Raw genomic sequence first — 26,490 nt, forward strand, 5'->3', positions numbered from 1 at the left:
TACGCCGCCCGTCGATGTGCAGGGGGAAGATGTTTACAAATCCAGTTTCAGTTTTTCATCGCCCCGGGTGCCGTACACCGTGAGCGTCATCGCCTCTCCGCGGCGTTCGAGTACCATGACCGTAGCCCCTTCCGGCTTGAAGCCGCCGCCGACCACTTGCGGGAAGTTATTGCCCGCGCTGTGTGCGGGATGATAGGCGAACTGATGGGTGTGGGCGTTCAGCGCGACGTCGAACGGGGCTTTTTTCAGCAACGGGTCCCACAATTCCAGACAGGGGTTGTACTCGGCCGAACTGCCGTAGATCGGGATATGGTGGATCAGCACTTTTTTCCCCGACTTTTTGAAAACTTTGGACGACAGCTCCGCCTGAAGGAACCCGACCTGGTCTTTGCGCAGTCCCTCGAAATCGTTGAGGCCGTAATAGACCCAATGGTCGTCCGGTTTGTCTTCGCCGCAGTCGAGCATCACGAAGCGGGTATCGCCCCAGCTGAATGCCCCGTAAGTCTTGTCCCCCACGTAGTCGAACAGCTCCCGCAGCCCGATCGAGTAGGCGTTGCGTATTTCGTGGTTGCCGCGCAGGAAAAAGACAGGAATATTTTCCGCTCCGATCCCGGCCGTATAGTGCGACAGGGAGGCCACCGCCTGCTGTTGCGAGGCGGGGTCGTCGATGCAGTCGCCGTTGAAAACGGCGAAATCGTATCGCACGCCTTTGTCCCGGATGACTTTCAACAGGGCGTCGAACGTACCGAGATATTGGTGCAGATCGTTGAAAATCACGGCCGTGAAATCCTCGGTGTCGGCTTCGGGCAGCGTGAAAGAGTAGAGGGGGCTGACGGCCGTGCCGCCGAATATCTTTTCATAACCGCCGTAGTACAGCATCTCGCGCGAGTGGATGCGGTAATAGTATTTTTTCCCCGGCTCAAGGTCGCTGAGGCGGATCTTGTTCAGTTCGTTGCCTGCCATCGCCTGTCCGTCCACCAGCGTGCGGGCCGTCGCGAGGCGGGCCGTGTCGGTTCCGTACTCCACCCAGCTGTATGCCGGGGTGTTGGTCAGCCAGGTTACGGTAATGCCGTTCCCGGTCGGATTCTGGAGGTACGGGGCGGTGCGGAAAATATCGCCGTAGGTTACGTCCGCGAAAGCCGGCCTGTGGTCCGACTGGACGGGGGCTTCGATGACTCCGTTGCCGCGTACTTTGTAATAGCGGTCGCCGCCGATGTAACCCCAGATGTAGTCGAGTGTCTCGCGCGGCTTGTCGGCCGGGAAGCTGGGCTGTTCGGTATCGGTCAGCGGCACGAAACTTTTCCGCATCGCCTTGTACGGTTCCGAACCGGGCGTGAAGTTCAGGTCGCCGGCCAGATAGACGGCTTTCGCCGGGTAGAGGGCGGCGAGGCTGTCCGCGATGCGTACCGAGGTCAGCTGGTCGGCTTCGGTCAGCGAGAAATGGGTGGCCATGAACACGTAGTCCGGAAATTCGGCCACAATCAGGGCGCGGGCCTCTTCGCGGCCCGGCAGGGCGATCCGTTTCACGGCCTGCGGTTCTTCCCGGTAAAGCAGCCCGATACCGTATGCCCCGCCGTCGTAGTCGATGGCTTTGGCGAATGTGCCGTGCATGTCCGTGCGTTCGGCGAATTCCTGCAAGGCGTACGTTCTGCCGTTGCGGCCCGTTACGCTGTCCAGTTCCTGGAGCGCGCAGATGTCGGGGCGGTGTGCCCGGATGACGGCCGATGCGCGGTCGTAATCGCGTTTATCGTCCATACCCATGCCTCCGCGCACGTTGTAGGTCATGATACGCAGTTTGCCGGGGACGTTCTCGGCCCGGGATGCCGACGAGGCCCCCGCCAGTATGAGGGCCGCCGCCGCGATCAGGGTGAATTTCATGATAGGAGTATTGATTTGGGGTGTTTTTTATCTTGTTTATTTTTCTTGCCTCCGAAGATCGTTTGGCATGATCTGTGCGGCCGGACATTCAAAGATAGCGATTTCATTCCGAAACGGAATAAGTTTCTTAAAATAGAATTATTCTAATTTAAGAAATATTATTACATTTGTCGCATCATTCATTCCATATCAATTTCGACCGTTATGAAAACACACGAACAAAGACTGACCGCAGCCAACGGGCGTCCGGTAGCCGACAATCAGAATGTCCAGACGGCGGGACAGCCCGGCCCGATGGTGATCCAGGATCCGTGGTTCATCGAGAAACTGGCCCATTTCGACCGGGAGGTGATTCCGGAGCGCCGCATGCACGCCAAAGGTTCCGGGGCCTACGGTACCTTTACCGTCACGCATGACATTACGAAATACACGCGGGCTTCGATTTTTGCCGAAGTGGGGAAAAAGACCGATTGTTTCGTCCGTTTCTCGACCGTGGCCGGCGAACGGGGGGCTGCCGACGCGGAGCGCGACATCCGCGGTTTCGCGATCAAATTCTACACGGACGAGGGGAACTGGGACCTGGTGGGGAACAACACGCCGGTCTTTTTCCTGCGCGATCCGCTGAAGTTTCCGGACCTGAACCATGTCGTCAAACGCGATCCGCGGACGAACATGCACAGCGCCAACTCCAACTGGGACTTCTGGACGCTGCTGCCCGAAGCGCTGCACCAGGTGACCATCACGATGAGCGACCGGGGCATTCCGGCTTCGTACCGGCATATGCACGGGTTCGGCAGCCATACGTACAGTTTTTACGACAAGGATAACCGGCGGGTATGGGTCAAGTTCCACTTCGAGACGCAGCAGGGGATCAGGAACCTGACCGACCAGGAAGCGGCCGAAATCATCGCGCACGACCGCGATTCTCACCAGCGTGATCTTTACAACGCTATCGAACGGGGCGAGTTTCCGCGCTGGACGTTGCGTATCCAGGTGATGACGGAGGCGGAGGCCGAAACCTACCGTATCCATCCGTTCGACCTGACGAAGGTCTGGCCGCACAGGGATTTTCCGTTGATCGAGGTGGGGGTGCTGGAGTTGAACCGGAATCCGGAGAATTATTTCGCCGAAGTGGAGCAGGCGGCGTTCAACCCCCAGAATATCGTCGAGGGTATCGGTTTCTCGCCGGACAAGATGTTGCAGGGGCGTCTGTTCTCGTATGGCGACGCGCAGCGTTACCGTTTGGGAGTCAATGCGGAGCAGATTCCGGTCAATCGGCCGCGCTGCCCGTTCCATGCCTACCATCGCGACGGGGCGATGCGCGTGGACGGCAACTACGGCTCGACGATCGGATACGAACCGAACAGTTACGGCGAGTGGCAGGATTCTCCGGAAAAGAAGGAGCCGCCGCTGAAATCGGCGGGGGCGGTGTTCAATTACAACGAACGGGAGTACGACGATGACTACTACACCCAGCCGGGCGATCTGTTCCGCCTGATGACTCCTGCCCAGCAGCAGGTGCTGTGCGAGAACACGGCCCGCAATATGGGACCGGACACCGAGCTGTTCATCAAGCAGCGTCACGTGCGGAACTGTTACAAGGCCGATCCCGCCTATGGCGAAGGGCTGGCCCGCGCGTTGGGCATCGATCTGAAAGAGGCGTTGGCGGCGACGCGGTAATTGTCGGTTGGAACCGAATTTATGATTTACCGCGGGGAGGATGTTCCGTCCCGCGGTATTTTTGTACTTTTACGATACTAAAAAAGAGGGATTTTATGGAATTTTTGCAGGACTACCGGTTGTTGGGGCTGGCGATCGGCGTGTGCACGTTTCTGATTATCGGTCTGTTCCACCCGGTGGTGGTCAAGGCGGAATATTATTGGGGAACGCGTTGTTGGTGGATTTTTCTTGTGCTGGGAATCTTGGGTGTCGCCGGCTCGCTGCTGACGGACAATGTGCTGGTGTCGGCCTTGCTGGGCGTGTTCGCTTTTTCTTCGTTCTGGACGATCAAAGAGATTTTCGAACAGCAGGAGCGGGTGTTGAAGGGATGGTTCCCGATGAATCCGAAGCGTGCCGCGTATTATGAAAAAGTCCGGACTAACGAAACGAAATAGGATATGATCGAAAAATCGACGCTGGAGTTTCTGGACGATCTGCGGCGGAACAATTACAAGGAGTGGTTCCATGCGAACCGGGCGCGTTACGATGCGGCGCGGGAAAACGTACTGGACAACGCGGCGCGGCTGATCGAGGGGATCAATCGGTTCGACCCGTCGCTGGGCTATCCGGACGCGGCCAAATCGCTCTACCGGATCAACCGCAATCTGCGTTTTTCGGCGGACAAAAGGCCGTATAAGACCCATTTCGGGCTGGTGATGAATGCCGACGGCGATCGGCACAGCCCCCTGTCGGGGTATTACATGCACATCGAACCGGGCGGTATGTCGGCTGTTTCGTGCGGGATTTACATCACGGAAGAGAAAGCGGCCTCGTTGGGCGCCATCCGCCGGGCGATCGATACGGATTGGGAGGAGTTCAGCGCGATCGTGGACGATCCGGTATTCAGGGAGTATATCGGCGACCTTTGCCGGGAAGACCGGGTGCTCAAGCGGGTGCCGCGCGGTTTCCGTGCTGATTCCCCTGCGGCGGAGTATCTGAAACTGAACCATTTTTATGTCTGGCGGCTTTTGCCGGATTCGCTGGTGACCGGTCCCGACTATATATCGGAGGCGTTGAGGCTTTATGAATTGATGAAGCCGCTGAACGATTTTCTGAACCGGGCCATAAGGCCGTAGGCGGACCGGCGGATTGTCCGTCGGAGGCATCGAAAAAGCGGTCCGTCCCTCCTTGCCGGAGGAACGGACCGCTTTTCATATTCGTCGAGGATACGGACTATTTCTTGGACTCTTCGAGCGATACCTGACGGAATTCCTTCATCAGTTTGGTCAGTTCCAGCGTCGCTTTGCGGGCGCGGGTACCGGCTGCTTTGTTGCCTTTTTCGCACTGCAATGCAGCGTTTTCCTGAAAGTTCGCGATCTCGGCGTTGATTTTCTTGAGTAATTCTTCCATAACGGTTTATTTAAGTTTTCGAATTTCAAAAGTAGTAAAATCCTTGTAAAAACAAGCGTTGCGGAAAGCTGGGGACGAAAAAAACGTTTACGGGACCGGTTCGGCGTTCACGGTTTCGCTCTTTTCTTCCCATTTGTTCACCTCGAATCCTCCGGCCGTCGTTTCCGAGTCGAGTATTTCGCCCATATTGACGGTTACGGTCAGTTTGGTGTTGGCTTTCAGTTCGTTGTTGAGTACGGTGCGGAAGGTTCGTATGGTCCCGTCTTTCAATTTCAGTACGATGGTCAGTGGAGGATTGGGCGCCGACGGGAATACGAGGGCGATCGGATTGACCGCGCTCATGTTGTTGTCGTCGATGGTGATCGGGAAACGCACCGTTTTGGTCTGGTTCTGCGGTTCGCCGGTGGCGAAATCGAGTTCTTCGGCGATGTTGCCGATCAGCACGTCGATCGAAGCGATTTCCGGGTCGAGTTCGGTATGGTCGTCTTTTTGCAGCAGGACAGTCAGTCCGGCGACTACGCGTTGCAGGGAAACGGAGATGCTTTCGGCTCCGATATCTACTTCTTGTTTGGCGAATACGAAATCGTAAACCGGATAATAGGTCGTATCGGCTCCGGGGTATTCCCGCAGGCTGTAGTTTTCCCGCGACAGGTCGTTGTTCAGCCCGATGCCCGGCGAATGTATGGCTCCGCTGATGTAGGTCGGCTCCTGAAGCTGCGATACGCCCCAGTAAATCAGGTTATATTCGCCGATCGGCAATGTGATGGGGCGGGGAGTGCTGTACACGTTCCCTTCGAATATCGTGTAGAGGGCGTTGAAGAACGACAGCCGGTCGTTGAAATAGTTGCCGAAATAGATCGTGGTTCCGTGTTTGCAGGGAAAAACTTCGAGTGCGCCGGTGAAGGGCGTTTCGTGTTCGGCGGCTACCAGTCGCGGCGTGATCAGTTGGCCGGGGTTTGTACCGGAGCCGCTCCCGTTGTCTTTTTTGCATCCTGCCAGCAAAAGGACTGTGCCGGCCAGCAGGGGGAAAATAATTCTGTTCATGATAGATAGCCTCGATAATTAATTGCTCTTCCTCGCTTACTGCAATGAATGTGCCATAAGAACTTATCGGTTCCGGTTAATTGGAGGAGTGCGCTCTGGTCTCGTATTGAAAACAGGCTTGATCGGATATATCGATCAGGTTTTCTGAATAGTATAAAGGTACAGGGATGAGAGCGATCATTGTGCAGACGTCGGATTACCATGTATTAAGATATCGGAAGCAAATCGTTTCCCGATAACGGTACTTACAGGATTTTTCATTTATATCTATGTCCTACTAAAAACAAAAAAGACAGATAATCAGCTGACTACCTGTCTTCTCTGTACCCCGGGACGGGAACGTCTGGGAAAGATCGACGATCCAGGACAGGGCATCTAATCAGTATGCAAATAAATGCATTCACGTTTTCTGTGAATTATTGAAAATTGCATTATCTTTGCATTGTGAATTTCGGGTGCGATGGATATAGTATTCGACAAAGAGTATTTGAAAGATTTATACTTCATTGGCAAAAGCAACGATAAAAAACATCGTTTCCAGCCCGAAATTATCAAGGCTTACAAACGGTGCATCGACCGGTTGATTGCTGCTCCGGGTATAGAGACATTGTACCGTATCCACGCTTTGAATTATGAAGTATTATCCGGCGATAAGGCGGGGATTTCGTCCGTGCGTATCAATGATAAATACCGTCTCGAATTCAAAGTGCAGGAGGCGCAGGGACAGGAATTTATCACGGTCTGCCTGATACTGGATATAAGCAACCATTATCGTTAAAACTATGGAAACGACACGCAGAATATACCGCGCAAACGACCTTATCCCCTTTGAGCCTACTCATCCAGGCGAGGTGTTGAGGGAGGAGCTGGAAAGCCGGGGGATTTCGCAACGCAAATTCGCAGCGGTAATCGGCATGCAGTCTTCGGCATTGAATGAAATAGTGAACGGGAAACGATCTGTTTCGATCGACTTTGCTATCATACTGGAGGCGGCATTAGGCATCGACGCTATGTTTTGGGTGAATCTGCAAATCCGATACAATATGCAGACCGCCCGTAAAGACAGCAAGTTATCGGAGCGTCTGAATCAGATACGCAAAGTCGCCGCAATGCTATAAGGCGATCCGGCGGGACGTTGTTAGCATCCCCCATCCGGAAGGCACTTGTATGGATGAGATTAGTGCAAGGTTAGTACAATGCCGGCGAGAATCCGGAACCACAGGGGCGAAACATCCGTCCCTTTTTTATTCCTAACATCCGCCCATTTTTTATTCCATGAGTTTTCGGAGGCCCTAAAAGGGGCAGACAACTCCAGCGCTGAAACCGACGGCGAAACCGACGGGGATTCCGGCTTATATTTGGATTAACATGCAATCTGCCTACAACATGCAGACCGCCCACCGCGATACCGGCCTCTCGGTGGTTCTTGACCAAATACGCAAAGCGGTTGTTGTGTTGTAACCGTCGCCATCGAAAGTATTACCGGAAAAATACAGAAGCAAAGGCCGCCTTATTTGGGCGGCTTTGTTGGTTATATTATCCCCAACTTTACGATTGGGGGTGTTTATTTTTTCTCACACAGGCAAGTCGCCCTAAATTGCGCCCTATTAAAAATAAAAACGAGTAGATAATCCATTGATTATCTACTCGTGTCGTACCCCGGGCGGGACTTGAACCCGCACAGCCAAATGGCCAAAGGATTTTAAGTCCTTCGTGTCTACCATTCCACCACCGGGGCCTGCGGTACAGCCGGCCGAAGCACGGCTTCTCCGACCGCGAAGATAACGATTCCGCCCCGAACCCCCAAAAATAAATCGAAGCATAGTTGCCTGCCGCCGAATCGGAACAGGTCCGGGGAATGCCGTTTTGGTTTGAAATCATTATCTTTACCAACAGAAAAACCGAATAAATCCGATATATGAGAAAGAAAACTTATTTGTTTCTGATGCTGGGCCTGCTGTGCTTCGGCACGCTTTCGGCGCAGGTGCGGCGCGAGTTCCTGCTCGAGAAAGGCTGGAAGTTCACCCGCACGGACGATTCGCTCTTCAGCAGTCCCGGATACGACGACCGGGAGTGGCAGTCGGTCACCGTTCCGCACGACTGGGCGATTTACGGGCCGTTCAATCCGAACAACGACAAACAACATGTGGCCATCGTCCAGGACGGACAGGTGGAACCGAGCGAACACGCCGGCCGTACCGGCGGCCTGCCGTTCGTGGGGACGGGATGGTACCGTACCGAATTCAGCGTGCCGGAGTTCGGAGGCGACGCGGAAAAACGCGTTACGCTGTTGTTCGACGGGGCGATGAGCGGCGCTCAGGTCTGGGTCAATGGCCGGAAAGCCGGGGAGTGGCCCTACGGTTATAATTCGTTCCATTTCGACGTGACGCCGCTGCTGAACGCCGACGGCAGGGACAATGTGCTGGCCGTCCGTCTGGAAAATCTGCCCGAATCGTCGCGCTGGTATCCGGGGGCGGGGCTTTACCGCAACGTGCATGTGATCGTCAATGAGGCCGCTCATATTCCGGTATGGGGCACCTATGTGACCACGCCGGAGGTGAACGAGCGTTTCGCCAAAGTGAAAATCCGGACGCAGACGTCGTTGCCGGAGGGAAATGCCTCCGGCCGTTACCGGTTGGCGACTGAGATTCTGGATAGCGCCGGCCGCACGGTGTCGAGGTCGGTGACCGATCTCGGACCGTACGATGGCGGAGTCTTTACGCAGGAGATGGCGGTGAATAATCCCATATTGTGGAAATTGGACGCGCCGGTGCTTTATACGGCGGTGTCGAAGTTATACGACGGCGATGAACTGAAAGATGAATACAGCACGCCGTTCGGTATCCGGACGATCGAGGTCAGGCCGGACGACGGTTTCTATCTGAACGGGGAGAAAACCGTTTTCAAAGGCGTCTGCCTCCACCACGACCTGGGGCCGCTGGGGGCTGCCGTGAACGATGCGGCTATCCGTCGGCAGATAAAAATCATGAAGGAGATGGGCGCCAATGCGATCCGCACATCGCACAATATGCCGGCGCCGGAGCTGGTGCGGGCCTGCGACGAGATGGGGATGATGCTGATGGTCGAGACGTTCGACGAGTGGAAATCGCCGAAATGCCAGAACGGTTATAACCGCCTGTTCGACGACTGGGCGGAAAAGGATATGGTGAACGTGATCCGCCATTTCCGCAACAATCCCAGCGTGGTGATGTGGTGCATCGGCAACGAGGTGCCGGAACAGGGTATGGAGCACGGGGCCAAGATCGCCCGCTGGTTGCAGGACATCGTGCACCGCGAAGACCCGACCCGCCCGGCCACGCAGGGGATGGACAATCCGGGAGCGGTCATAAACAACAATTTCGCGGCGGTCATGGATGTGGCGGGATTCAATTACCGGCCGTTCATGTATCCGGAGAATTACCGCAAGCTGCCGCAGCAGATCATTTTGGGCACCGAGACGGCCTCGACCGTCAGTTCGCGCGGGGTGTACAAATTTCCGGTGGAGCGGGCGGCCATGAAGACCTATCCGGACCATCAGGCCTCTTCGTACGACGTGGAGCATTGCGGGTGGTCGAACCTGCCGGAGGACGATTTCATTCAGCACGAGGATTTGCCGTATGCGATCGGCGAATTTGTCTGGACGGGATTCGATTATCTGGGCGAACCGACGCCGTATTATACCAACTGGCCGAGCCACAGTTCGCTGTTCGGCATCGTGGACCTGGCGGGGATTCCGAAAGACCGGTATTGGCTCTACCGCAGCCATTGGAACCCGTCGGAGGAGACGCTGCACGTTTTGCCGCACTGGACATGGCCTGAGGAGCGGATCGGCGATACGATTCCGGTATTCGTCTATACCAGCTATCCGATGGCCGAACTGTTCATCAACGGCATGAGCCAGGGCATCCGGGCCAAAGCGAAAGACGTGGAGATCGAAGGCTCGTACACCGAGGAGGCGCAAAAGTCGTTCGAACGCCAGAAACGTTACCGGCTGATGTGGATGGATACGCGGTACGAACCGGGGACGCTGAAGGTCGTGGCCTACGACTCGACGGGCCGGCCGGTGGCCGAGCGGGAGATCCGCACGGCGGGCAAACCGCATCGGATCGAACTGACGGCGGACCGTACGGTGTTGAATGCGACGGGCAAAGACCTTTCGTTTATCAATGTCCGGGTGGTGGACAAAGAGGGAAATCTCTGTCCGGACGATACGCGCGAGGTGAAGTTTACGGTCAAGGGGGCCGGGACGTTCCGGGCGGCGGCGAACGGCAATCCGGCATCGCTGGAACTGTTCCACCTGCCGCATATGCAGCTTTTCAGCGGTCAGCTGACGGCGATCGTGCAGAGTGGGGAAGAGCCAGGCGAGATCGTGTTCGAAGCGACGGCGCCGGGGGTCAGGGGTGCCGAACTTACGTTGCAGAGCAGGTAGGGAACGCCGCGCGGCGTTTGGCCGTATCGCTTCGGCTGCATGTTAAAATCCCTGCACGGTACGAAACCGTGCAGGGATTTTTTATCGTGTAGCCGGATGTGGATCGTTTCCGCTATCGGATGACAAAACGCGCGGGCCGGCTCAATACCCGCCGCCGGTCAGCTTTAGCCAGCCGTCGAACACGGCGCCGATAGCGTCGGTCGTAGGATCGTCCAAACCGATAAGAGCGTTGCAGACATAAGCTAAAGCCCGTTTACCCGGCTCTATATCGGACGTATAAGGAGTGACATTGCTGCCGTCCACGATATTCCACATCGAGCGGTAAGAGTAGAAACCCAGCATGCCTACCCGTGTTTGTACCAATACGTAAGTATCGGCGATCGGATGCAAAGCCTTACCTAAACAATAGTACGAACCGTGGAAAATAAATGCCTGCGCCCAACTGATAAAATGATTCCGCATGATGGTGTGGGCTTTTCTTCGATCATCATCGGTGCCGGTAAAGTATAGCCCGTGCATATACTCGTAATTCTCGCTCTGGTAGTTGATGTCTATCGCATAACTGCCGCTTTTCGTATCTTCATATTGGTCTTCGGTCAGCAGGGATTTCAGAGCGGCCTTGAACATCTCCTCATGTTCTGTTTGAGTAGGGGCAGGAACGATATTCGGACCTCCTGAACCGGTCAGGTGCGGACAAAAATACATGCCGCAAATCGTGCAGAATTTAGGCATGTCTATTTTTTCCCCGCATTTGGAACACTCTTCTTGTCCTGCAGGAATCCGTTGTCCGCAACTACCGCATCGCCGGCATTTGCATTGAGAATCTGGATCATATGTATAACCGGGATTATCATACTGACGACAAATTGGACAATGCAACGAACTTACGTTTTTTGCACGGCATTCAACATCTTTATTGCAAATTTTACATTTGTTATTCGCTGTTTTCGTTTCAATCGCATTTTTGTCGATTCCCGTTTCTACCGGATACAGCACCGCATCGTCCACTATATCGATAATATCCTTTTCATTCTCCCCGGTAGGTTCCGCACTGCGGGTCCGCACCCCGTTTTCGTATTCCGCTACCCGTATCAGTTTTCCCGTCAGGTCGTGCCACGACACGAAACCCGAAAAGCCGTCCAAACCCTCCGCCGAGGAAAATCCGTTCAATTCCGCCGTGCAATCCGTCTCCGGAACGATCGTAGCTATCAGCGATCGCTGCGTACCGTCGGCATCGGTATGGACCGTCAGTTTCTGTACGGCCTGTACCGGAGAATGGTCGTGACCGCAGCTCTCTCCTGCTTCATGGGCATGGAATCCGTTACGCACGGCGGTATAAACGACCGTCGCTTCGATGGGCACATCCACCCAGGCCGTCGTTCCGTCCGCAAGAACGGTCGCCGCGGCTTTGTCCCACAGCGGGGTTATTTCGCCCGGCAGGGGCCTGACAGCTACGCTTTGTCCGCCGATACTTTTGGTCAATGGAACGGCGGTGCGTTCATAGAACGAACGTGCCTGCGCGATTGCTCCTTCAGACTGGGGACTGCTGTCTCCATACAAATGATCCTCTTTGGTGCACGACCACCCGACAGCGGCCACGGCGGCCAGGCATAACCACATAAAGCGGCACCCGACGGTAAATAAGGCTCGTTGCATAAATCTTGAGTTTTAGGGTTAATAAACTGAAGGGATGATTCAAATTCCCTTATTCCGGTTCGTGGATAAAAGCCAGATAGTACCAAACGCGAGAAGGGTCTGAGTGCCAATAATCCCAAATAGCACCAACTATGCTTCCTCCAGACCCTATAAATAAATTACGTTCTCTTTGTTGTATGGTTTGTGGCCCTTGGGCAATGCCTGCATTCGTATACCGATCGTCCAATCGATAAAATGGAGCGAATCCGATTTCTCCCGATTCAGGCCATACCCTCATTACCGTATCTAACACACACTGATACTCCATCGGGAAAGTAAGAATCAGGGAAGTGTCCTTGCCCTGCATCCCCGCCAGCAGCTCCCGGTCGATACGAAGTTCTTCGGTCGCCGCGGCGAAAGCCGGAGCGACGTAGTTCGCTATGTGGTTGGCATGGACTTTCGTGAGTTTGTCTTTGACCTTGCCGTTTTTCCCGACAGTCAGTTGCAGGTAGATTTCCGCCGGTTCGTCGGCCGGCAGCGAGAGGGCGAAAAGCGTGTCGCGCGTGGAGAAGACCAGCGGAGTCTGCACCCGTTCGCAGACCGTGCGGTAGAGGGTTTCGTTCAGGGAGGTTTCGGTAACGGGAGAAGATTGCGCATGTGCCGCCCACGTACCGAAAAGTGCGGCTTGCCCGGCCAGCAGAATGGCGAGCGTTCTGGTTCGTGTTCCCATAGTGATGTCGCTTTATGGGGACAGCTGTCCCTCGGGTGTTAGTAGTTCGATAAATATAATTAATTTATGATATCGTAGCAAGCGATAGTTTGTATTTTAATAAAATGCGATTTGTTTTTATAAGAATCTATTCGAATAGGTCGTCGGAGAGACTGGGCCGGATAAGATGTGGCATTAATCTTGCAATTAAACCGCGGAAATTATTATCTATCGGTTATGGGGAAAAAAGTGGCCGACCAGTTGGTCGAAACGATCGAAAAAGCAGGAATCAAACGGATTTATGCGGTTACGGGCGACAGCCTGAATGAAGTGAACGACGCGGTACGCAGACGCGGCACCGTGGAATGGGTCCATGTACGGCACGAAGAGGTCGGGGCCTATGCCGCCGCGGCTGAAGCGGAGCTAAACGGTATCGCGTGCTGCGCGGGTAGCAGCGGTCCGGGACATGTGCATCTGATAAACGGGCTGTACGATGCCAACCGGAGCAACGCTTCGGTGTTGGCCATCGCTTCGACCTGTCCCTCTTCGGAGTTCGGTATGCAGTATTTCCAGGAGACCGATACGATGAAGTTGTTTGCCGATTGCAGCGGTTATAACCAGTTGGCGGTAACTCCGGTGCAGTTTTCCCGGATGCTCCAGTCCGCATTGCAGCATACGATTCAGCGGAAAGAGGTGGCCGTGCTCGGATTGCCGGGTGATTTGGCGGCGGAAAAAGCCGAAGAGGGGCCGACGGCCTCTTTCGCATTGCCGACCCGGGGAGTGTACCGGCCGCAGGATTCCGAATTGCAACGCCTGGCCGGGATGATCGAAGAGGCGGAAAAGATCACGATCTATTGCGGTATCGGTGCCCGCGACGCGCACGACCAGGTAGTGAAGCTGGCCGAAACGATCAAGGCGCCGGTGGGGTACAGTTTCAAGGCTAAGATGGCCATCCAGCATCATAATCCGTATGAAATCGGGATGACGGGCCTGTTGGGGTTGCCGTCGGCGTTCGCCAGTATGCACGATTCCGATCTGTTGATTTTGTTGGGTACCGATTTCCCGTACGAATCGTTTATGCCGGACCGGTGTAAGATAGCGCAGGTGGACATCCGGCCCGAACGGATCGGGCGGCGGGCCAAAGTCGATCTGGCGTTGGGCGGCGATGTGAGGGATACGTTGGAGGCGTTGTTCCCGTTGATTCGGCCCAAAACGGGCGACGATTTCCTGATGAAACAGTTGCAGGTGTACCGGAAAGTACGCGAGAACATGGCTTCGGTGGCGGAAAAACGGGGCGGAGAATGTACGATCGCTCCGGAATATGTGGCCTCGCTGATCGACAGGCTGGCGGCGGAGGATGCGATCTTTACGGTCGATACGGGGATGTGCTGCGTCTGGGGGGCGCGTTTCCTGAACGCTACGGGAAAACGCGAGATGCTGGGGTCGTTCAACCACGGTTCGATGGCCAATGCGATGCCGATGGCGATCGGTGCGGCGTTCGCCCGTCCGGGACAGCAGGTGGTGGCCTTGTGCGGTGACGGGGGAATTTCGATGTTGCTGGGCGACCTGGCGACGATCGCTCAATATAAGTTGCCGGTCAAATTGATCGTATTCGACAACCGGGCCTTGGGGATGGTGAAGCTGGAGATGGAGGTGGCCGGGCTGCCCGACTGGCAGACGGGCATGTACAATCCGGATTTTGCGGCGGTGGCCGAGGCGATGGGGATCAAGGGGTATTCGGTGAGCGACCCGGCGGGGGTTGAAGGGGTGCTGTCGGAGGCATTGGCGGCGGACGGGCCGGTGTTGGTACGGGTTTGTACGGATCCTAACGCGCTGGCGATGCCGCCGAAGATCGAGTTCGACCAGATGAAAGGTTTTGCCACTTCGATGGCCAAGCTGATTCTGGCAGGTCGGGGCGACGAGGTGTGGGAAACGGCCAAGAGCAATATCAAGCATATCTGGGGAATCCTCTGACGCTTTTGCGGGGTTCGGGTGGAAAACCGCGCGAAAGGGTATTGGTTTGCTGGATGATATGCAGGCTAATGGCTGTTATGGGGCGTTGGCCGGGAAGGTGACCGACCCGGGTTGCTGCTTTTCACGGGTTTCGGGCTGGTATTGGAAAAACTGAACAGAAACCGTACGGTTAGTTACAAAAATCGGACGCCCGGGAGGGTTCGGGTAGTTACAGCCCGGCTCGAGTGCCGAGCGGCACCGGGCCTCCCGAGGGGAGGCGTCCGGCCCGCCCGCTGGCGCGGAAACTTGTTTTTAATCATACAGTTTATTACAATGTTCTCCTGATGTCAGCCCGGAGCCACCCCCGGCGAAGGGCTGCAACTCGCAAAGCTCGTTTGGCCCTCGCTGGCTCCGGGCTTTAACCTGTAAATTATAAGTACGGTTTAAATGTACTGTCTGTTGCCGCCGGGCATTTGTTTTTCCTTCGCCCGCTCATGCCGCGGGGCACCGGCTTCTCCGGACGCCTCATGTCGGCGGGGCACTTACTTTTTTACCTACGGTTTCCTCCTGGTGCCTCGGCCATTCGTGCAAGCCCGATGGCTCTCGGCTGCTGCGTCGGTTGCGCGACCAAAAAAGTAAGCAAAAAAGTCGCCGGGAATGCGATTCCCCGCTCCCGACTCCTGTCGGATCGGAAAATCGCACATTCCCGGTTGGATGCCCAACGGCATCGCCCCTTGCGGAGATACCTTGCGATTGTCTGTGCCTGCGTGGATCGCCTTCGGGTATGTATTTGCGTTTCGGGATAAAAGCGGATGAGTACGCGTCCTGAAAAGCGCAGGCCGTTTCCGGAAAAGAGAGCGTATCGCACGAAAGGCATGAAAAACGATAGGGCCGGATTCCGCATTATGCGGAATCCGGCCCTGAAAAGGTAATCCGTATCGCCTTTCCGACAGCTGAAAGCTCTCCGACGCCGGAAAGGAGCGGGAATTACGGAAAAATGACCTGCCGGATGCGACGTATGCAGCAGGGAAAATAAGGAAACGCTATACGATACCCTGCGCCAGCATGGCGTTGGCCACTTTCCGGAAACCGGCGATGTTGGCGCCTTTCACGTAGTTCACGTAACCGTCCGGTTCGGTACCGTACTCGACGCAAACCGAATGGATGTTCCGCATGATCGAGTGCAGTTTCTCGTCCACCTCTTCGGGACTCCATTTCAGCCGTTCGGAGTTTTGGGTCATCTCCAGCCCCGAAGTGGCCACCCCGCCCGCGTTCGAAGCCTTGCCCGGCGCGTAAAGGAGCTTGTGCTGCTGGAAAGCGTGCACCGCTTCCGGGGTCGAAGGCATGTTGGCCCCTTCGGCTACGCAGATACAGCCGTTCGCGATCAGTTTCGCGGCGTCTTCGCCGTTCAGCTCGTTCTGGGTGGCGCACGGCATGGCGATGTCGCATTTCACGCCCCACGGCCGTTCCCCTGGATAGTATTTCGCCGTCGGGTAGCGTTCGGCGTATTCGCTGATGCGCCCGCGGTAGATGTTTTTCAGTTCGAAGATATAGTCCAGTTTTTCGGCGTCGATTCCGTCCGGATCGTAGATATAGCCCGACGAATCCGAGGCGGTGACCACTTTGGCTCCCAGCTGGGTCATTTTTTGGATGGCGTATTGCGCCACATTGCCGGAACCGGAGATCGCCACGACCTTCCCTGCCGGTGTGTCGCCGCGGGTGGCGAGCATCTCCTGGGCGAAATAGCTTACGCCGTAACCGGTAGCCTCCGGACGCAGCGGGCTGCCTCCCCAGTCGAGACCCTTACCGGTGAAGGTGCCGGTAAATTCATTGCGCAGCCGTTTGTACTGGCCGAACATGAATCCGATTTCGCGTGCCCCCACGCCGATATCGCCGGCCGGAACGTCCGTATCGGCTCCGATATGGCGTTGCAGTTCGGTCACGAAGCTCTGGCAGAAGCGCATCACTTCGTTGTCCGATTTTCCTTTGGGGTTGAAGTCGGAACCGCCTTTGCCGCCGCCCATCGGCAGTGTCGTCAGGGCGTTTTTGAAAGTCTGTTCGAAAGCGAGGAACTTGAGGATGCTGAGGTTCACCGAAGCATGGAAACGAAGCCCCCCCTTGTAAGGCCCGATGGCGCTGTTCATCTGCACGCGGAAACCGCGGTTGATTTCCACTTCGCCTTTGTCATTGACCCACGGCACGCGGAAAATGATGACACGCTCCGGTTCGGCGATGCGCTCCAGCACTTTCATTTTCATCAGTACGGGGTTTTCGATGATATACGGAGCGAGGCTTTCGACCACTTCGTGCACGGCCTGGTGGAATTCCGGCTCGTTCGGGTTTTTGGCTTCGATGCGCGACATGAAGTCGCTGATGTACTGCTGTACTTGCTTTTCCATCGGTTTTGCTGGTTTACGGTTTGAAAATCTGTCTCGGAAGTTGCAAAAATAAAATTCCCGGCGGGTTCTGCAATCGAATTGTACGATTTTTAACGTTGCGGACGAAATTCGCACGTATTTTGTCGTTCGCCGTTATGCCGCTTTGCCGTATCTTTGCGGCATGAAATTCTTGGTGCAGTCGTTCTGGCTGCTGTTTTTCTATCTGTTGGGCCTCGGCCTGAGCGTGCTTATCGGCGGGATCATTCCCGGCAGCGTGCTGGGTATGGTGTTGCTGTTCATGGCGCTGGCTTTCGGATGGCTTTCGCCCGAAAAGGTGAGTCGGGTGTCGGAACTGCTGATCGACAACATGGTGCTTTTTTTCCTGCCCGCCGCTGTGGGGCTGGTCACCTCCGTCGGATTGATTTCGGCCAACCTGGTCGCGATTCTGGTAGCCGCCGGGGTGAGCACCGTGCTGATCGTGGCGGCGGTGGCCGTGACGCAGCAACGGATGGAGATCCGCAAACGCAAACGCAAAATCCGGGAGGGCGGACATGAAACTCGATAATACGCTGGACGCGCTGGGGGTATTGGTCGGGTCGCAAATTTTTCTGCTGACTTTTACCATCGGTATTTATGTGCTGTCTTTATGGCTGTTCCGGCGTACGCGGGTCGGACTGCTGCATCCGCTGATCACTTCCGCGGCCGTCATTATCGTTTTTCTGTTGGCGACGGGTATTTCCTACGATCAGTACCACAGCGCCACGGCGCTGATCGATTTCATGCTGGGGCCGTCGGTGGTGGCGCTGGGTTATGCGCTCTACCGGCAGGTGGAACAGCTCAGGGCCAATGCGGTGTCGATCGTGACGTCGGTCGTGGTGGGCAGCGTGGTCGGCATCGTGAGTGTGATACTGATTATCCGGCTGTTCGGGGCGGGGCATACCGTCGAAGCGTCGTTGGTGCCGAAATCGGTCACGACGCCCATTGCGATGTCGATTTCGGAACGTGCGGGCGGTATCGGGTCGCTGACGGCCATCGTGGTGATCCTGACGGGGATTTTCGGGAGCATCGTGGGGCCGTTCGTGCTGCGTAAACTGAAAATCACGAGCCGGATCGCCAAAGGATTGGCGTTGGGTTCGGCGGCGCACGGCGTGGGGACGGCCAAAGCGATGGAGATGGGGGCCGTGGAAGGGGCCGTGAGCGGACTGGCTATCGGCCTGATGGGGCTGATCACGGCTTTGCTGGTGCCGCTGATCGAACGGATTTTGTAGCGTTGAAGTTGAAATAAATTCGGGTAAGTATATACGACTTTACCCTATATTATATGCAATGCACATTTGATTTTCAGGATATTTCGGCCCGCGTCCGCCTCCTTAAGCAGAGCAAAGCCCCGGTCCCCTGTGCCGAGCGGCACCGCAGGGCCGTTTAGGGAGATCGCTCCCCGATTTTGGGTAAAGTCGTATATACTTACTTAAATGCGTATTGAAATACAACGCGGGCCGACTGGAATATTCCAGTCGGCCCGCGTGCCGTTGGGGGGAATCAGACGAGCGGAGGTTTACAGGGTCATCCGTACCGGACGGCCTTTGCGGGTCGCGATGACCCATACGCCGTCCAGCCGCGATACCGATTCCGCTCCGGCGATCCTGGGCGCGGCGTCGGTCGGGAAAGGGTCGGCGAGCCGGATGGTGCCGCCCCGGGTCGGGTCGATTCTGACTGCGGTGACTTTTCCCCGTTCGCGGGTGGCCGAGATTAGGAAAGCGCCCTGCGCCCGGAGCTGCCGGAAAGATACGTCGTGCCACGAGGCCGGGATGGCCGGGAAGATGCGGACGGTTCCGGTGTGGCTCTGGAGCAGCATCTCCTGGATGCCGGCTGCGAAAGCGAAATTGCCTTCGAGCGTGAACGGGCGATAAGTGAAATTGCTCTTGCCGGTGCCGTTCTGCTGCCCGTTGGCGTGGAACGTGTTGGGCAGGCAGAAACAATCGGCGAAATCCCGCAGGGCCGCTGCCGCTCCTTCGCCGTCCAGCGCCCGCGCTTTCAGGTTGCCCAGCCAGCAGAACGAATAGCCGACCCACCAGCCGCTGCCGTAACGGTCGATCCGGTCGATCGTGGCCCGGACGATACGGGCCTGTTCCGGGCCTTGCGTCACGTCCAGCAACGAAAGCGGGTGAAGGGCCATGGCATTGGAAAAATGCCGGTGGGATTGGTCGTAAGGGTGTCCCCGGGCGAAAGTCAGGGCGCCGGTGGAATCGAGGTCGAAAGCGGGCAGTTCGTCCTCCAGCCGTTTCCAATGGTCGGCCTCCGCATCCAGTTCCAGAGCGGCGGCCATCTCCGCGGCCTCTTTGAAAGCGCTTTTCAGCAGGGCCAGGTCGTAGTTGGTGATCGTCGGGAACCAGGCCTGCGGACTGTTGTCGTAAATTTCCGGGCTGGAACTGATGCGCAGCGTCCGTTCGCCCTGTCCGTTTCGGACGGTGATCTGTTCGAGGAACGTGGCCGCTTCTTTCAGGTAGGGGTACCCCATTTCGCGCAGGAAATCGGGGTCGGCCGAATATTTCCAGTGCAGGTAGAAGTGGTGGCCCAGCCAGGCCGATACGGTTTGCGACATGGCGTACTGGATCCAGCCGCCCATCGGTTCGCCCGTTATGGTCGCTACGCCCGGTACGTTGATTCCGTCGCAGCCGAAATACCGGCGGGTGTATTCCCGGTTGGTTTCGCGCTGGTTCCAGAGTGTTTGCAGGTAGCCGAAGCCTTCGTCGAGGCGGTTGCCCGTGTAACAGGGCCAGTAGCTCAGCTCGGTGTTCAGGTCGTGGTGCACGTCCCCTTTCCACGGGGGAAGCAGGCCGTTGTCGGCCGTCCAGACGCCTTGCAGCGGGATGATCGGCGAGTGACGGCGGGTGACGCAACCGAATTTGTACATTTCGTTATCGTATTGCCGTTCCAATACCTTGTCGGGCAGACTGATCGATGATTGGTCCCAGTATTGCCGCCACCATTGCCGGTGTTCCTTGTAGTCGCGGTTCATGGAGCGGGTAATGGCCGCCGCGGCGAGTTCATGTGCCTTTTCGGGCACGAGCGACGAGGTGACGGACCATACGCCGGACAGCCGCCCTTTGGAGACGCGGTACTCGATGGCTACGTCGTAGCTGAAGTCGCCGTAACCGGGCTGGTGGTAGGTGATCGTACCGCCGTCGGAACGCCGCTGGTGGTCTACCTGACCCTGTTCGTAACCCAGACGGCGCAGATCCTGCCCGCTGACCGGATCGGCTCCGGCAATCTCTCCGGTCGATTGATAGCGGGGGGGAATCAGGCGAGGCAGCATGTCGGCCGACACGCCGCTGAACTCGAACCAGCCGATGGGTTCGACTGCGCTGACGAAACTTTGCATCGAAGCCCCGTTTTCCCACTCCACTTCGGCCAGCGCTCCCGAGAGGATCAGCCGGGCGGAACGCACCGGGCCGAGTCTGCCGATGTCGAATTCGAGGGTGGCTCCGGGAATCTTCGACGGGGCGGGAAGCCGGTCGTACGGGGCATCGAATTTACGCTGTACGGCATCGTAAGTCCCGTTTTTCCACTGCCGGTAAACCCAGTCGAAACTGAACCGGTCGCCCGAAAGGCTGTCCGTGGGGCGCAGATCCCACAGGTCGATCCGGTCGAGCGACATGCGCAGCACCGAATCGCGTTGCCAGATCAATGAACCGACGAAAGCGTTGCCCAAAGGCAACGCTTCGTCCCACGAGGGGGCCAGCCGGTCGAAAACCAGGTCGTGCGGGCCTGGCTCGGCTTTCAGGGATTTCGCCCGGCCGGGCAGGGAACTGCCCAGAACCAGGCCCAGCCCGAACGAGAGGGTGAACAGCGTTTTGAAAATCATAGCTTATCGGAGTTCGAAAGTCAGTTTGCCGGTGAGGGTGTCGCCCTTTTCGATCCGGATGCGGCCGTCGGTGAAGGGGGCGGAGTAGAAACGTTCGGAACCGCCGTTGTTGTAGTCGGCCACGAGCATCTGGACGCGGCCGTCCTGGAGCCAGCAGCGCAGGGCCTGGCGGCCGTCGCCGTGCAGGACGATGCCGTGTCCCGATGCGTCGGCGAGCGCGGCGGAGAGGATATTCGTGCGGGTCGAACGGAAATCGACCGACCCCATCGCGTTGGCGTCGTCTTTCCAGGCCCCTTGCGGGACTTCGCGCCATGCTTCCGCTTCGTATTGTTTGCGGGCGTTCAGGCGGGCCGTCCCTTCCGGTCGGGCGATGTCGTCGTCCGGATAGACGGAAAATTCGGCATCCCGCCGCCACGACAGGTTTTCCATCGCGCGGGGCAATTGCATCACCAGTCCGTACTGGCGCGGATCGGCAGCTTTAGCGGAGGTGATTTCATACGTCGTTTCTATTCTCCCGTCCGGCAGGAAACGGTAGGCGATCTTGCCTTTGTCACCGTCCTGATACGAAAGTTCGGTCTCGACCCGGACGCTTCCGGCGGCGTCGCGTTCGTGCCGGAACGCCGTGGCGAAGAGTACCAGGTACGGATAGCTCTTTTTCGGGTAGAGATTGTTCTGGTATGTTTCGTTCGCCACGTTCGGTTTGCCGCCGTTGTCGGCGTCCATCGCGACGAGGCTGAAGGCCGGTCCCTGGAGCAGCAGCGACGTACTGTCGCATGCGGCTTTGGTCATCAGGCCCGTGATTTTGCTGAAGACGACCGTATAGCGTCGCCCGTCGCCGGCGGTGCCGCGTACGGTCAGCGCGTCGGGCGCCTCTTCGGCAGTCCATTCGATCGGACGGGAGGCCGGGGCCGCTTCGCTTTCCGCTTTGAAAAGTTCTTCGGCGCAGACGTAGCCTTGCGGCCCGGTTACCCGCAGGTAAATATCCTGTTGTTCTCCGGCAGGGATGAAGATGCGGCCTTCGCCGCGTGCCGGGATGCGGGAAGATATGCGACGGAGGGTGCCGCCCGGCTCGCCCGCTTCGATGGTCACGCGGTCGAAACCGGTGAAATCGTACCGATTTTCGACGGTCAGTTCGATTCCTTCGGGCGTGCGTTTCTGTTCCACGATGCGGAAAGGCGAGTAGGCCCGTTTCATGGCCGTATATTCCGGTTTTTCGCGCCGCCAGCCGTCGATGGGGCCCCACGGGCCGTAACCGACGATCTGCCCGTCGGGCAGGTGGAAGGTGTCGTCGATACCGCTCCACAACGCGCCGCCCAGACAGCCCGGGTGGCGGTACATCGTATCGTAGAGCTGTACCAGCGGAGTGCCGAATGCGGCCCGGATGCCGGGGTCGGCGACCAGTTCGGTACGGTTGTAGCAGCTCAGGTGGGCGTATTCGCCGAACAGCACGGGGCGCGACATCGTGTCGCAGGCGGCGACGGAACCGATGGACGGGTAGTGGTAGTTCCATAGGTCGGCCCGGTTCCCGCCGTTGTTGTAACCGCCCCAGCACTGGTCGTGGAAGCTGTACGGGCGCGACGCGTCGATTTTTTTGACGGAATCCAGCACTTGCTGCCACAACGGAGACCAGTAGGATTCGTTGCCCAGCGACCAGAGGATGACGGACGGATGCCGGCGGCCGGCCAGTATGTTGTCCACATTGGCGCGGAGCATGTAAGGCAGGAAACGTTCGTCCCGGTAGTCCCATTTGCCCCAGACCGGGGCCGATCCGTGGGACATCCAGCAGAGCGCCGCTTCGCTTTCCACGAAGAGACCCAGCTCGTCGCAGGCGTCGAGAAACTCTTCCGACGGCGGATAGTGCGACGTGCGCACGTAATTGCAGTTGCCGGCCTTGAATATTTCGGCATCGCGGCGGCACAGTTCCGGGGTGAGGCTCCGGCCGCGCAGGGGATGCACTTCGTGGCGGTTCACGCCGTGCAGTTTGACGGGTCGGCCGTTCACGAGCAACCGGTTGCCCCGGACTTCTACCTGCCGCAGGCCGACGCGCTGTTCATTGGTCTGGACGCTGCCGCCGTCGATTCTCAGTTCGGTGGAGAGGGTGTACAGGTAGGGCGATTCCGGGTTCCAGAACTCGGCGTTCCTGACCGTGAGGCGGGTCGTGGCGGGATGGCTGCCGGTTATCTTTTGGCGGGTGGCGGCGACTGTCTTTCCGGCAGCGTCTTTGAGCCGGTATTCGACGGTCGCTTCCTGTCCCGGAGCGTTTTCCAGGGCGGTGGTGATTTCCAGTACGGCGTGCCGGCCGGAGCGGTCGATGGCGGTGTTGAGGTCGGTGGCGGCGATGTTGGTCTGCGGGAGGGCGAAGAGGGTCGCTTTCCGCAGGATGCCCCCTACCGTGTGTGCGGCGTATTGCGACAGGCAGCTGAGCCGGTCGCCGACGGTCAGGGCCTGCGTTTCGACGGTCAGCGTGTTGGTTCCCGGTTCAACGGCGTCGGTGATGTCGAATTCGAACGGGGCCATGCTGCCTTCATGTTCGCCGACGAGGCGGTCGTTGATACGGACGGCGGCGTGCGAGCTGACACCGTCTAAACGGAGCTTGATCCGTTTACCTTGCCAGTCGTCGGGTAGCCGGAACGTTCGGGTATAAACGGCGGTTTCCCCTTCGCCCACTTCGAATCCCTGCATCGTCCATTCGCCGGGAACTTCGATCGGGGCGGAGGGCAGGGTTTCCGTGCGGAAAGTCCAGGTGCCGTTCAGCGTCATGACGGGGGCGGCCACTCCTTCGACAGTGCGGGGTCGGGGCGAGAGTCGGGGCAGGTGGCCGTTTTGTGAAAATGCGGTCAGGGCGGCCGCGGCCGCCGCGATCAGGCATACGAGTCTTTTCATGGATCGTTCGGTTTGGATTCGGTCTTATCTTTTCGATAGACAAAGGTACGGAGCGAATCCCGGACAATGTGCCTTTTTGCAAGGGATATACGGGTCGGATTGGGAAGAAGAACGGATAAAAAAGTGTACGAAACGGAACTATCTTATCGGGCGATGCTTTTGGGCGGCCTTCCGGTTTGCCGTCGGAATACTTTGGAAAAATACTGGGGGGACTGGAAACCGCAGGCGAAGCACACCTCCTTGACGGACAGTTCCGTATTGCGGAGCAGTTCGATCGCACGGTCGATCCGGACCTGGGTGAGGTATTCGAGCGGGGAGAGGTTCAGGTACCGGTCGAACAGCTTACGCAGGTAGCGGCCGCTGACTCCTGCGGCTTCGGCTACTTCCGTCATGGCGATGCGGTCTGCGAAATGCGTGCGGATGAATGCAAGGGCCGCTTTCATGGCCGGATCGGAACAGAGCGGAAGGTAGGTCCGGTCCAGGTAGCGGCGCAGCAGGATCAACAGCTCGGTATAATAGAGCAGTACGAGGTGTTGGTAGTGTTCTTTGTGTTGGTTCAGCTCGTTGACGATCCGCTGTACGGCGAGCATGATGCGGACGTTGTTCGTGATTCGGATCAGGCGGCTTCCGTCGCCGGGGTGCGCGTCGGGAGGGGCGGCGGGCAGGGCGAAAATATCCGGTTGGAATTCGAGCTGGATCAGGGTGGCTCCTTCCGGCCCCGCTTCGAACCGGTGGTTCGTGTCCGAACCGATGATCATCGTTTCGTGCCGTTTGAAACTCGCGCTTTCGTTGTCTAACCGCAGGATGCAGTTCCCTTTTTTCACGTAATTGATTTCGATGCGGCGGTGGCTGTGCGGGCCGTAGGTCTCGTAGGGGCTGAATGAAACGATGCGCGAAACTTCGGCCAGCCGTCCGTAGGCGGGGCTGTCCGCGATCGTTTTCAGCAGCTCCCATACGGACTGCGCCGGTGAAATGTCCATAAGCCGGATGCGTTGCGTTCGTTTTCCGGTACTAAATTACGGTTTTTGCGGCAATCCGCGCCGCAGGGTGATGACGTCGATTTCGGGCCAGGCGCCGAATCGGAACGGTACCGTCCCGCCTGCGCCGATCGAAACGAACAGGGTCTGCCCGTTTTCGCGGTAGATTCCTCCCCATTCCGGATAGCTCCAGCCGGCGGGCGAGAAATCGCCGATCATCAGCTGCATGGCGTGCGTGTGGCCGGCGAGCATGAGCTGGATGTCTGTCCGGGGGAGGACTTCGCGCCGCCAGTGGGTCGGATCGTGGCTCAACAGTATTTTGAAGGCGTTTTCGGGCACTTCGCGCATCGCTCGGGGCAAATCGCCGCGCGAGGGGAACGGGGGGCGGCCGTCGTTTTCCACGCCGATCAGGGCGATGCTGTCGCCGCCGAGCCGGACGATGCGGCTTTCGTTCAGCAGCAGGTCCCAGCCGAAGTTACGCTGGCGGCGTTTTACTTCTGCTAAGTTCCGTGCCGCGCCGTCGGCCGTGTCGTAATGCCGGTAGGTACAGTAGTCGTGGTTGCCGAGAATGGAGAATACCCCGTCCGGAGCCGAAAGCCGGGGCAGGATTTCCAGATAGGGGTCGAGTTCTTCGGCCGAATCGTTCACCAGGTCGCCCGTGAAGACGATCATATCGGGATGCAGGGCATTGACTTGTTCCACCAGCTGCCGGAGATAGGTCGTGTCGCTTCCGAACGTCCCTACGTGCAGGTCGGAGAGTTGCACGATACGGTAACCGTCGAATGCGGCGGGGAGATCGGCCGATGCGATTTCGATCTCTTTTGTTTCGAGCCGTTTCCAGCCGCGTGTAAAGCCGTAGAAGAAAGCGACGCAGACCACTGCGGCTGCGAGGATTCCGGCTGCGTGGCCCACGGTCGCGGCGTGGGGAACGGCCAGTCCGATGCCGCGACCGGTCAGCGAGATGACAGCGAAGACCAGTTTGGGTACGGAGACGCACAGCAGCAGGCCGAAAAAGAGCCGGATCATCCAGTCGGGATGGCTGCCGGCCAGCCAGAGGCCCATCGTGGAGAGCGCGAGCGTCGTCGGTATCCAGTAGGCGATGCTCCAGAGCAGGGGTGCCGTGCCGCGCACGAACGAGAACCAGATATAGAGATCGGGCAAGAGCAGGAGCAGGATAAAACAGATCAGGAACAGGATCATCGTATTTCGGTCGTTTTTGTCGGGGTAATTCTATCGTGATTTTAGGCTGCCGGGTGGGTACCCGGCTCCTCTCGTGGGTAGGTAGGGTGTCCGGCCCGCATAATTTGCGATCGCGACATTTATTTGTAGGTTAATTGTACGGTTATTTATCCGCGTAGCGGTCAGCCCGGAGCCACCCCCGGCGAAGGGCTGCAACCTGCGGTTTGGCCCTCGCTGGCTCCGGGCGACACCGTTAGGAATTAAATGTACGGTTATTTGCCAATGGTCGCAGCCTGCGGGGAATAGGGTACTTACAGGCCGGCTTGAGTGCCGAGCGGCACCGAGCCTCCGCTGCGGGAGGCTGCGGCCCGCGCGACCTGAAGGTCGCAAAACATGTCCCAGGCATTTATCTCAAAGTATGTAAATTGAGGGCAAATATATAAGGCTTTGCCTGAAACCGGGGAATGCTTTCCCGAACCGGTCAGCGGCGG

The 26,490-nt window shown here is 57.5% G+C and carries 19 protein-coding genes and 1 tRNA gene; 9 read left to right on the top strand and 11 right to left on the bottom strand.

Annotated elements, in window-relative coordinates; all coding sequences use genetic code 11:
* Nucleotides 1-33 precede the first annotated feature (33 nt).
* Nucleotides 34-1,878, bottom strand: coding sequence for an endonuclease/exonuclease/phosphatase family protein (locus RIKMI_RS0110765; protein ID WP_115356426.1), 1,845 nt, complete (start codon nucleotides 1,876-1,878; stop codon nucleotides 34-36).
* A gap of 204 nt (nucleotides 1,879-2,082) precedes the next feature.
* Between RIKMI_RS0110765 and RIKMI_RS0110770 the strand changes: the two genes are divergently transcribed.
* The 3 genes from RIKMI_RS0110770 (at nucleotide 2,083) to RIKMI_RS0110780 (ending at nucleotide 4,673) form a co-directional block, all read left to right on the top strand.
* Nucleotides 2,083-3,558 (top strand): catalase, encoded by a 1,476-nt coding sequence (locus RIKMI_RS0110770; protein WP_037291894.1) that lies wholly within the window; start codon nucleotides 2,083-2,085, stop codon nucleotides 3,556-3,558.
* 95 nt (nucleotides 3,559-3,653) lie between these two features.
* The gene (locus RIKMI_RS0110775; protein ID WP_027291609.1) at nucleotides 3,654-3,992 is read left to right on the top strand and encodes a DUF4491 family protein; all 339 of its coding nucleotides are present in this window, start codon (nucleotides 3,654-3,656) and stop codon (nucleotides 3,990-3,992) included.
* A 3-nt stretch (nucleotides 3,993-3,995) separates the two neighbouring features.
* Nucleotides 3,996-4,673, top strand: a complete 678-nt coding sequence (locus RIKMI_RS0110780; protein WP_027291610.1) for a DUF2461 domain-containing protein — start codon at nucleotides 3,996-3,998, stop codon at nucleotides 4,671-4,673.
* 97 nt (nucleotides 4,674-4,770) lie between these two features.
* On the opposite strand, the gene RIKMI_RS0110785 is transcribed toward RIKMI_RS0110780, so the two are convergent.
* Together RIKMI_RS0110785 and RIKMI_RS0110790 are read right to left on the bottom strand one after the other, a co-directional pair.
* Nucleotides 4,771-4,947 carry a histone H1 gene (locus RIKMI_RS0110785; RefSeq protein ID WP_027291611.1) on the bottom strand — a complete coding sequence of 59 codons (177 nt, stop codon included), beginning with the start codon at nucleotides 4,945-4,947 and terminating at the stop codon, nucleotides 4,771-4,773.
* 87 nt (nucleotides 4,948-5,034) lie between these two features.
* Nucleotides 5,035-5,991, bottom strand: coding sequence for a FimB/Mfa2 family fimbrial subunit (locus RIKMI_RS0110790; protein ID WP_027291612.1), 957 nt, complete (start codon nucleotides 5,989-5,991; stop codon nucleotides 5,035-5,037).
* Between the two features lie 460 nt (nucleotides 5,992-6,451).
* Here RIKMI_RS0110790 and RIKMI_RS0110795 point away from each other — a divergent pair, with 460 nt between their 5' ends.
* Nucleotides 6,452-6,769 (top strand): type II toxin-antitoxin system RelE/ParE family toxin, encoded by a 318-nt coding sequence (locus RIKMI_RS0110795; protein ID WP_027291613.1) that lies wholly within the window; start codon nucleotides 6,452-6,454, stop codon nucleotides 6,767-6,769.
* A 4-nt stretch (nucleotides 6,770-6,773) separates the two neighbouring features.
* A complete protein-coding gene (locus tag RIKMI_RS0110800) occupies nucleotides 6,774-7,109 on the top strand; it encodes a HigA family addiction module antitoxin (protein ID WP_027291614.1) in 336 nt (111 codons plus the stop codon).
* A gap of 537 nt (nucleotides 7,110-7,646) precedes the next feature.
* Here the strand turns inward: RIKMI_RS0110800 and RIKMI_RS0110805 are convergent.
* A tRNA-Leu gene (locus RIKMI_RS0110805) sits at nucleotides 7,647-7,729 on the bottom strand.
* A gap of 180 nt (nucleotides 7,730-7,909) precedes the next feature.
* Between RIKMI_RS0110805 and RIKMI_RS0110810 the strand changes: the two genes are divergently transcribed.
* On the top strand, nucleotides 7,910-10,420 hold the full coding sequence (locus tag RIKMI_RS0110810; protein ID WP_037291897.1) for a glycoside hydrolase family 2 TIM barrel-domain containing protein: 2,511 nt from the start codon (nucleotides 7,910-7,912) through the stop codon (nucleotides 10,418-10,420).
* Between the two features lie 141 nt (nucleotides 10,421-10,561).
* Here the strand turns inward: RIKMI_RS0110810 and RIKMI_RS0110815 are convergent, their stop codons facing one another.
* Nucleotides 10,562-12,076 (bottom strand): hypothetical protein, encoded by a 1,515-nt coding sequence (locus RIKMI_RS0110815; protein WP_147288472.1) that lies wholly within the window; start codon nucleotides 12,074-12,076, stop codon nucleotides 10,562-10,564.
* A 49-nt stretch (nucleotides 12,077-12,125) separates the two neighbouring features.
* Nucleotides 12,126-12,785 (bottom strand): hypothetical protein, encoded by a 660-nt coding sequence (locus tag RIKMI_RS0110820; RefSeq protein WP_027291617.1) that lies wholly within the window; start codon nucleotides 12,783-12,785, stop codon nucleotides 12,126-12,128.
* A gap of 216 nt (nucleotides 12,786-13,001) precedes the next feature.
* Here RIKMI_RS0110820 and RIKMI_RS0110825 point away from each other — a divergent pair, with 216 nt between their 5' ends.
* Nucleotides 13,002-14,738, top strand: a complete 1,737-nt coding sequence (locus tag RIKMI_RS0110825; RefSeq protein ID WP_027291618.1) for a thiamine pyrophosphate-dependent enzyme — start codon at nucleotides 13,002-13,004, stop codon at nucleotides 14,736-14,738.
* Nucleotides 14,739-15,760: 1,022 nt separating this feature from the next.
* Here the strand turns inward: RIKMI_RS0110825 and gdhA are convergent.
* Nucleotides 15,761-17,116: an NADP-specific glutamate dehydrogenase gene (gene gdhA, locus RIKMI_RS0110830; protein WP_027291619.1), complete on the bottom strand. Its 1,356-nt coding sequence runs from the start codon at nucleotides 17,114-17,116 to the stop codon at nucleotides 15,761-15,763.
* A gap of 160 nt (nucleotides 17,117-17,276) precedes the next feature.
* Between gdhA and RIKMI_RS13985 the strand changes: the two genes are divergently transcribed.
* Nucleotides 17,277-17,660: a CidA/LrgA family protein gene (locus RIKMI_RS13985; protein WP_037291899.1), complete on the top strand. Its 384-nt coding sequence runs from the start codon at nucleotides 17,277-17,279 to the stop codon at nucleotides 17,658-17,660.
* Nucleotides 17,661-17,673: 13 nt separating this feature from the next.
* Nucleotides 17,674-18,363 carry an LrgB family protein gene (locus tag RIKMI_RS0110840; RefSeq protein WP_027291620.1) on the top strand — a complete coding sequence of 230 codons (690 nt, stop codon included), beginning with the start codon at nucleotides 17,674-17,676 and terminating at the stop codon, nucleotides 18,361-18,363.
* A 287-nt stretch (nucleotides 18,364-18,650) separates the two neighbouring features.
* On the opposite strand, the gene RIKMI_RS13990 is transcribed toward RIKMI_RS0110840, so the two are convergent.
* From RIKMI_RS13990 to RIKMI_RS0110860, 4 genes are all read right to left on the bottom strand, one after another.
* On the bottom strand, nucleotides 18,651-20,960 hold the full coding sequence (locus RIKMI_RS13990) for a glycosyl hydrolase family 95 catalytic domain-containing protein (protein WP_051214513.1): 2,310 nt from the start codon (nucleotides 20,958-20,960) through the stop codon (nucleotides 18,651-18,653).
* A 3-nt stretch (nucleotides 20,961-20,963) separates the two neighbouring features.
* Nucleotides 20,964-23,843: a glycoside hydrolase family 2 gene (locus RIKMI_RS0110850; protein ID WP_037291901.1), complete on the bottom strand. Its 2,880-nt coding sequence runs from the start codon at nucleotides 23,841-23,843 to the stop codon at nucleotides 20,964-20,966.
* Between the two features lie 143 nt (nucleotides 23,844-23,986).
* On the bottom strand, nucleotides 23,987-24,823 hold the full coding sequence (locus tag RIKMI_RS0110855) for an AraC family transcriptional regulator (RefSeq protein ID WP_027291622.1): 837 nt from the start codon (nucleotides 24,821-24,823) through the stop codon (nucleotides 23,987-23,989).
* A 36-nt stretch (nucleotides 24,824-24,859) separates the two neighbouring features.
* A complete protein-coding gene (locus RIKMI_RS0110860) occupies nucleotides 24,860-26,020 on the bottom strand; it encodes a metallophosphoesterase (RefSeq protein ID WP_027291623.1) in 1,161 nt (386 codons plus the stop codon).
* Nucleotides 26,021-26,490 lie beyond the last annotated feature (470 nt).

The organism is Rikenella microfusus DSM 15922 (assembly GCF_000427365.1).
Classification (GTDB): Bacteria; Bacteroidota; Bacteroidia; order Bacteroidales; family Rikenellaceae; genus Rikenella; species Rikenella microfusus.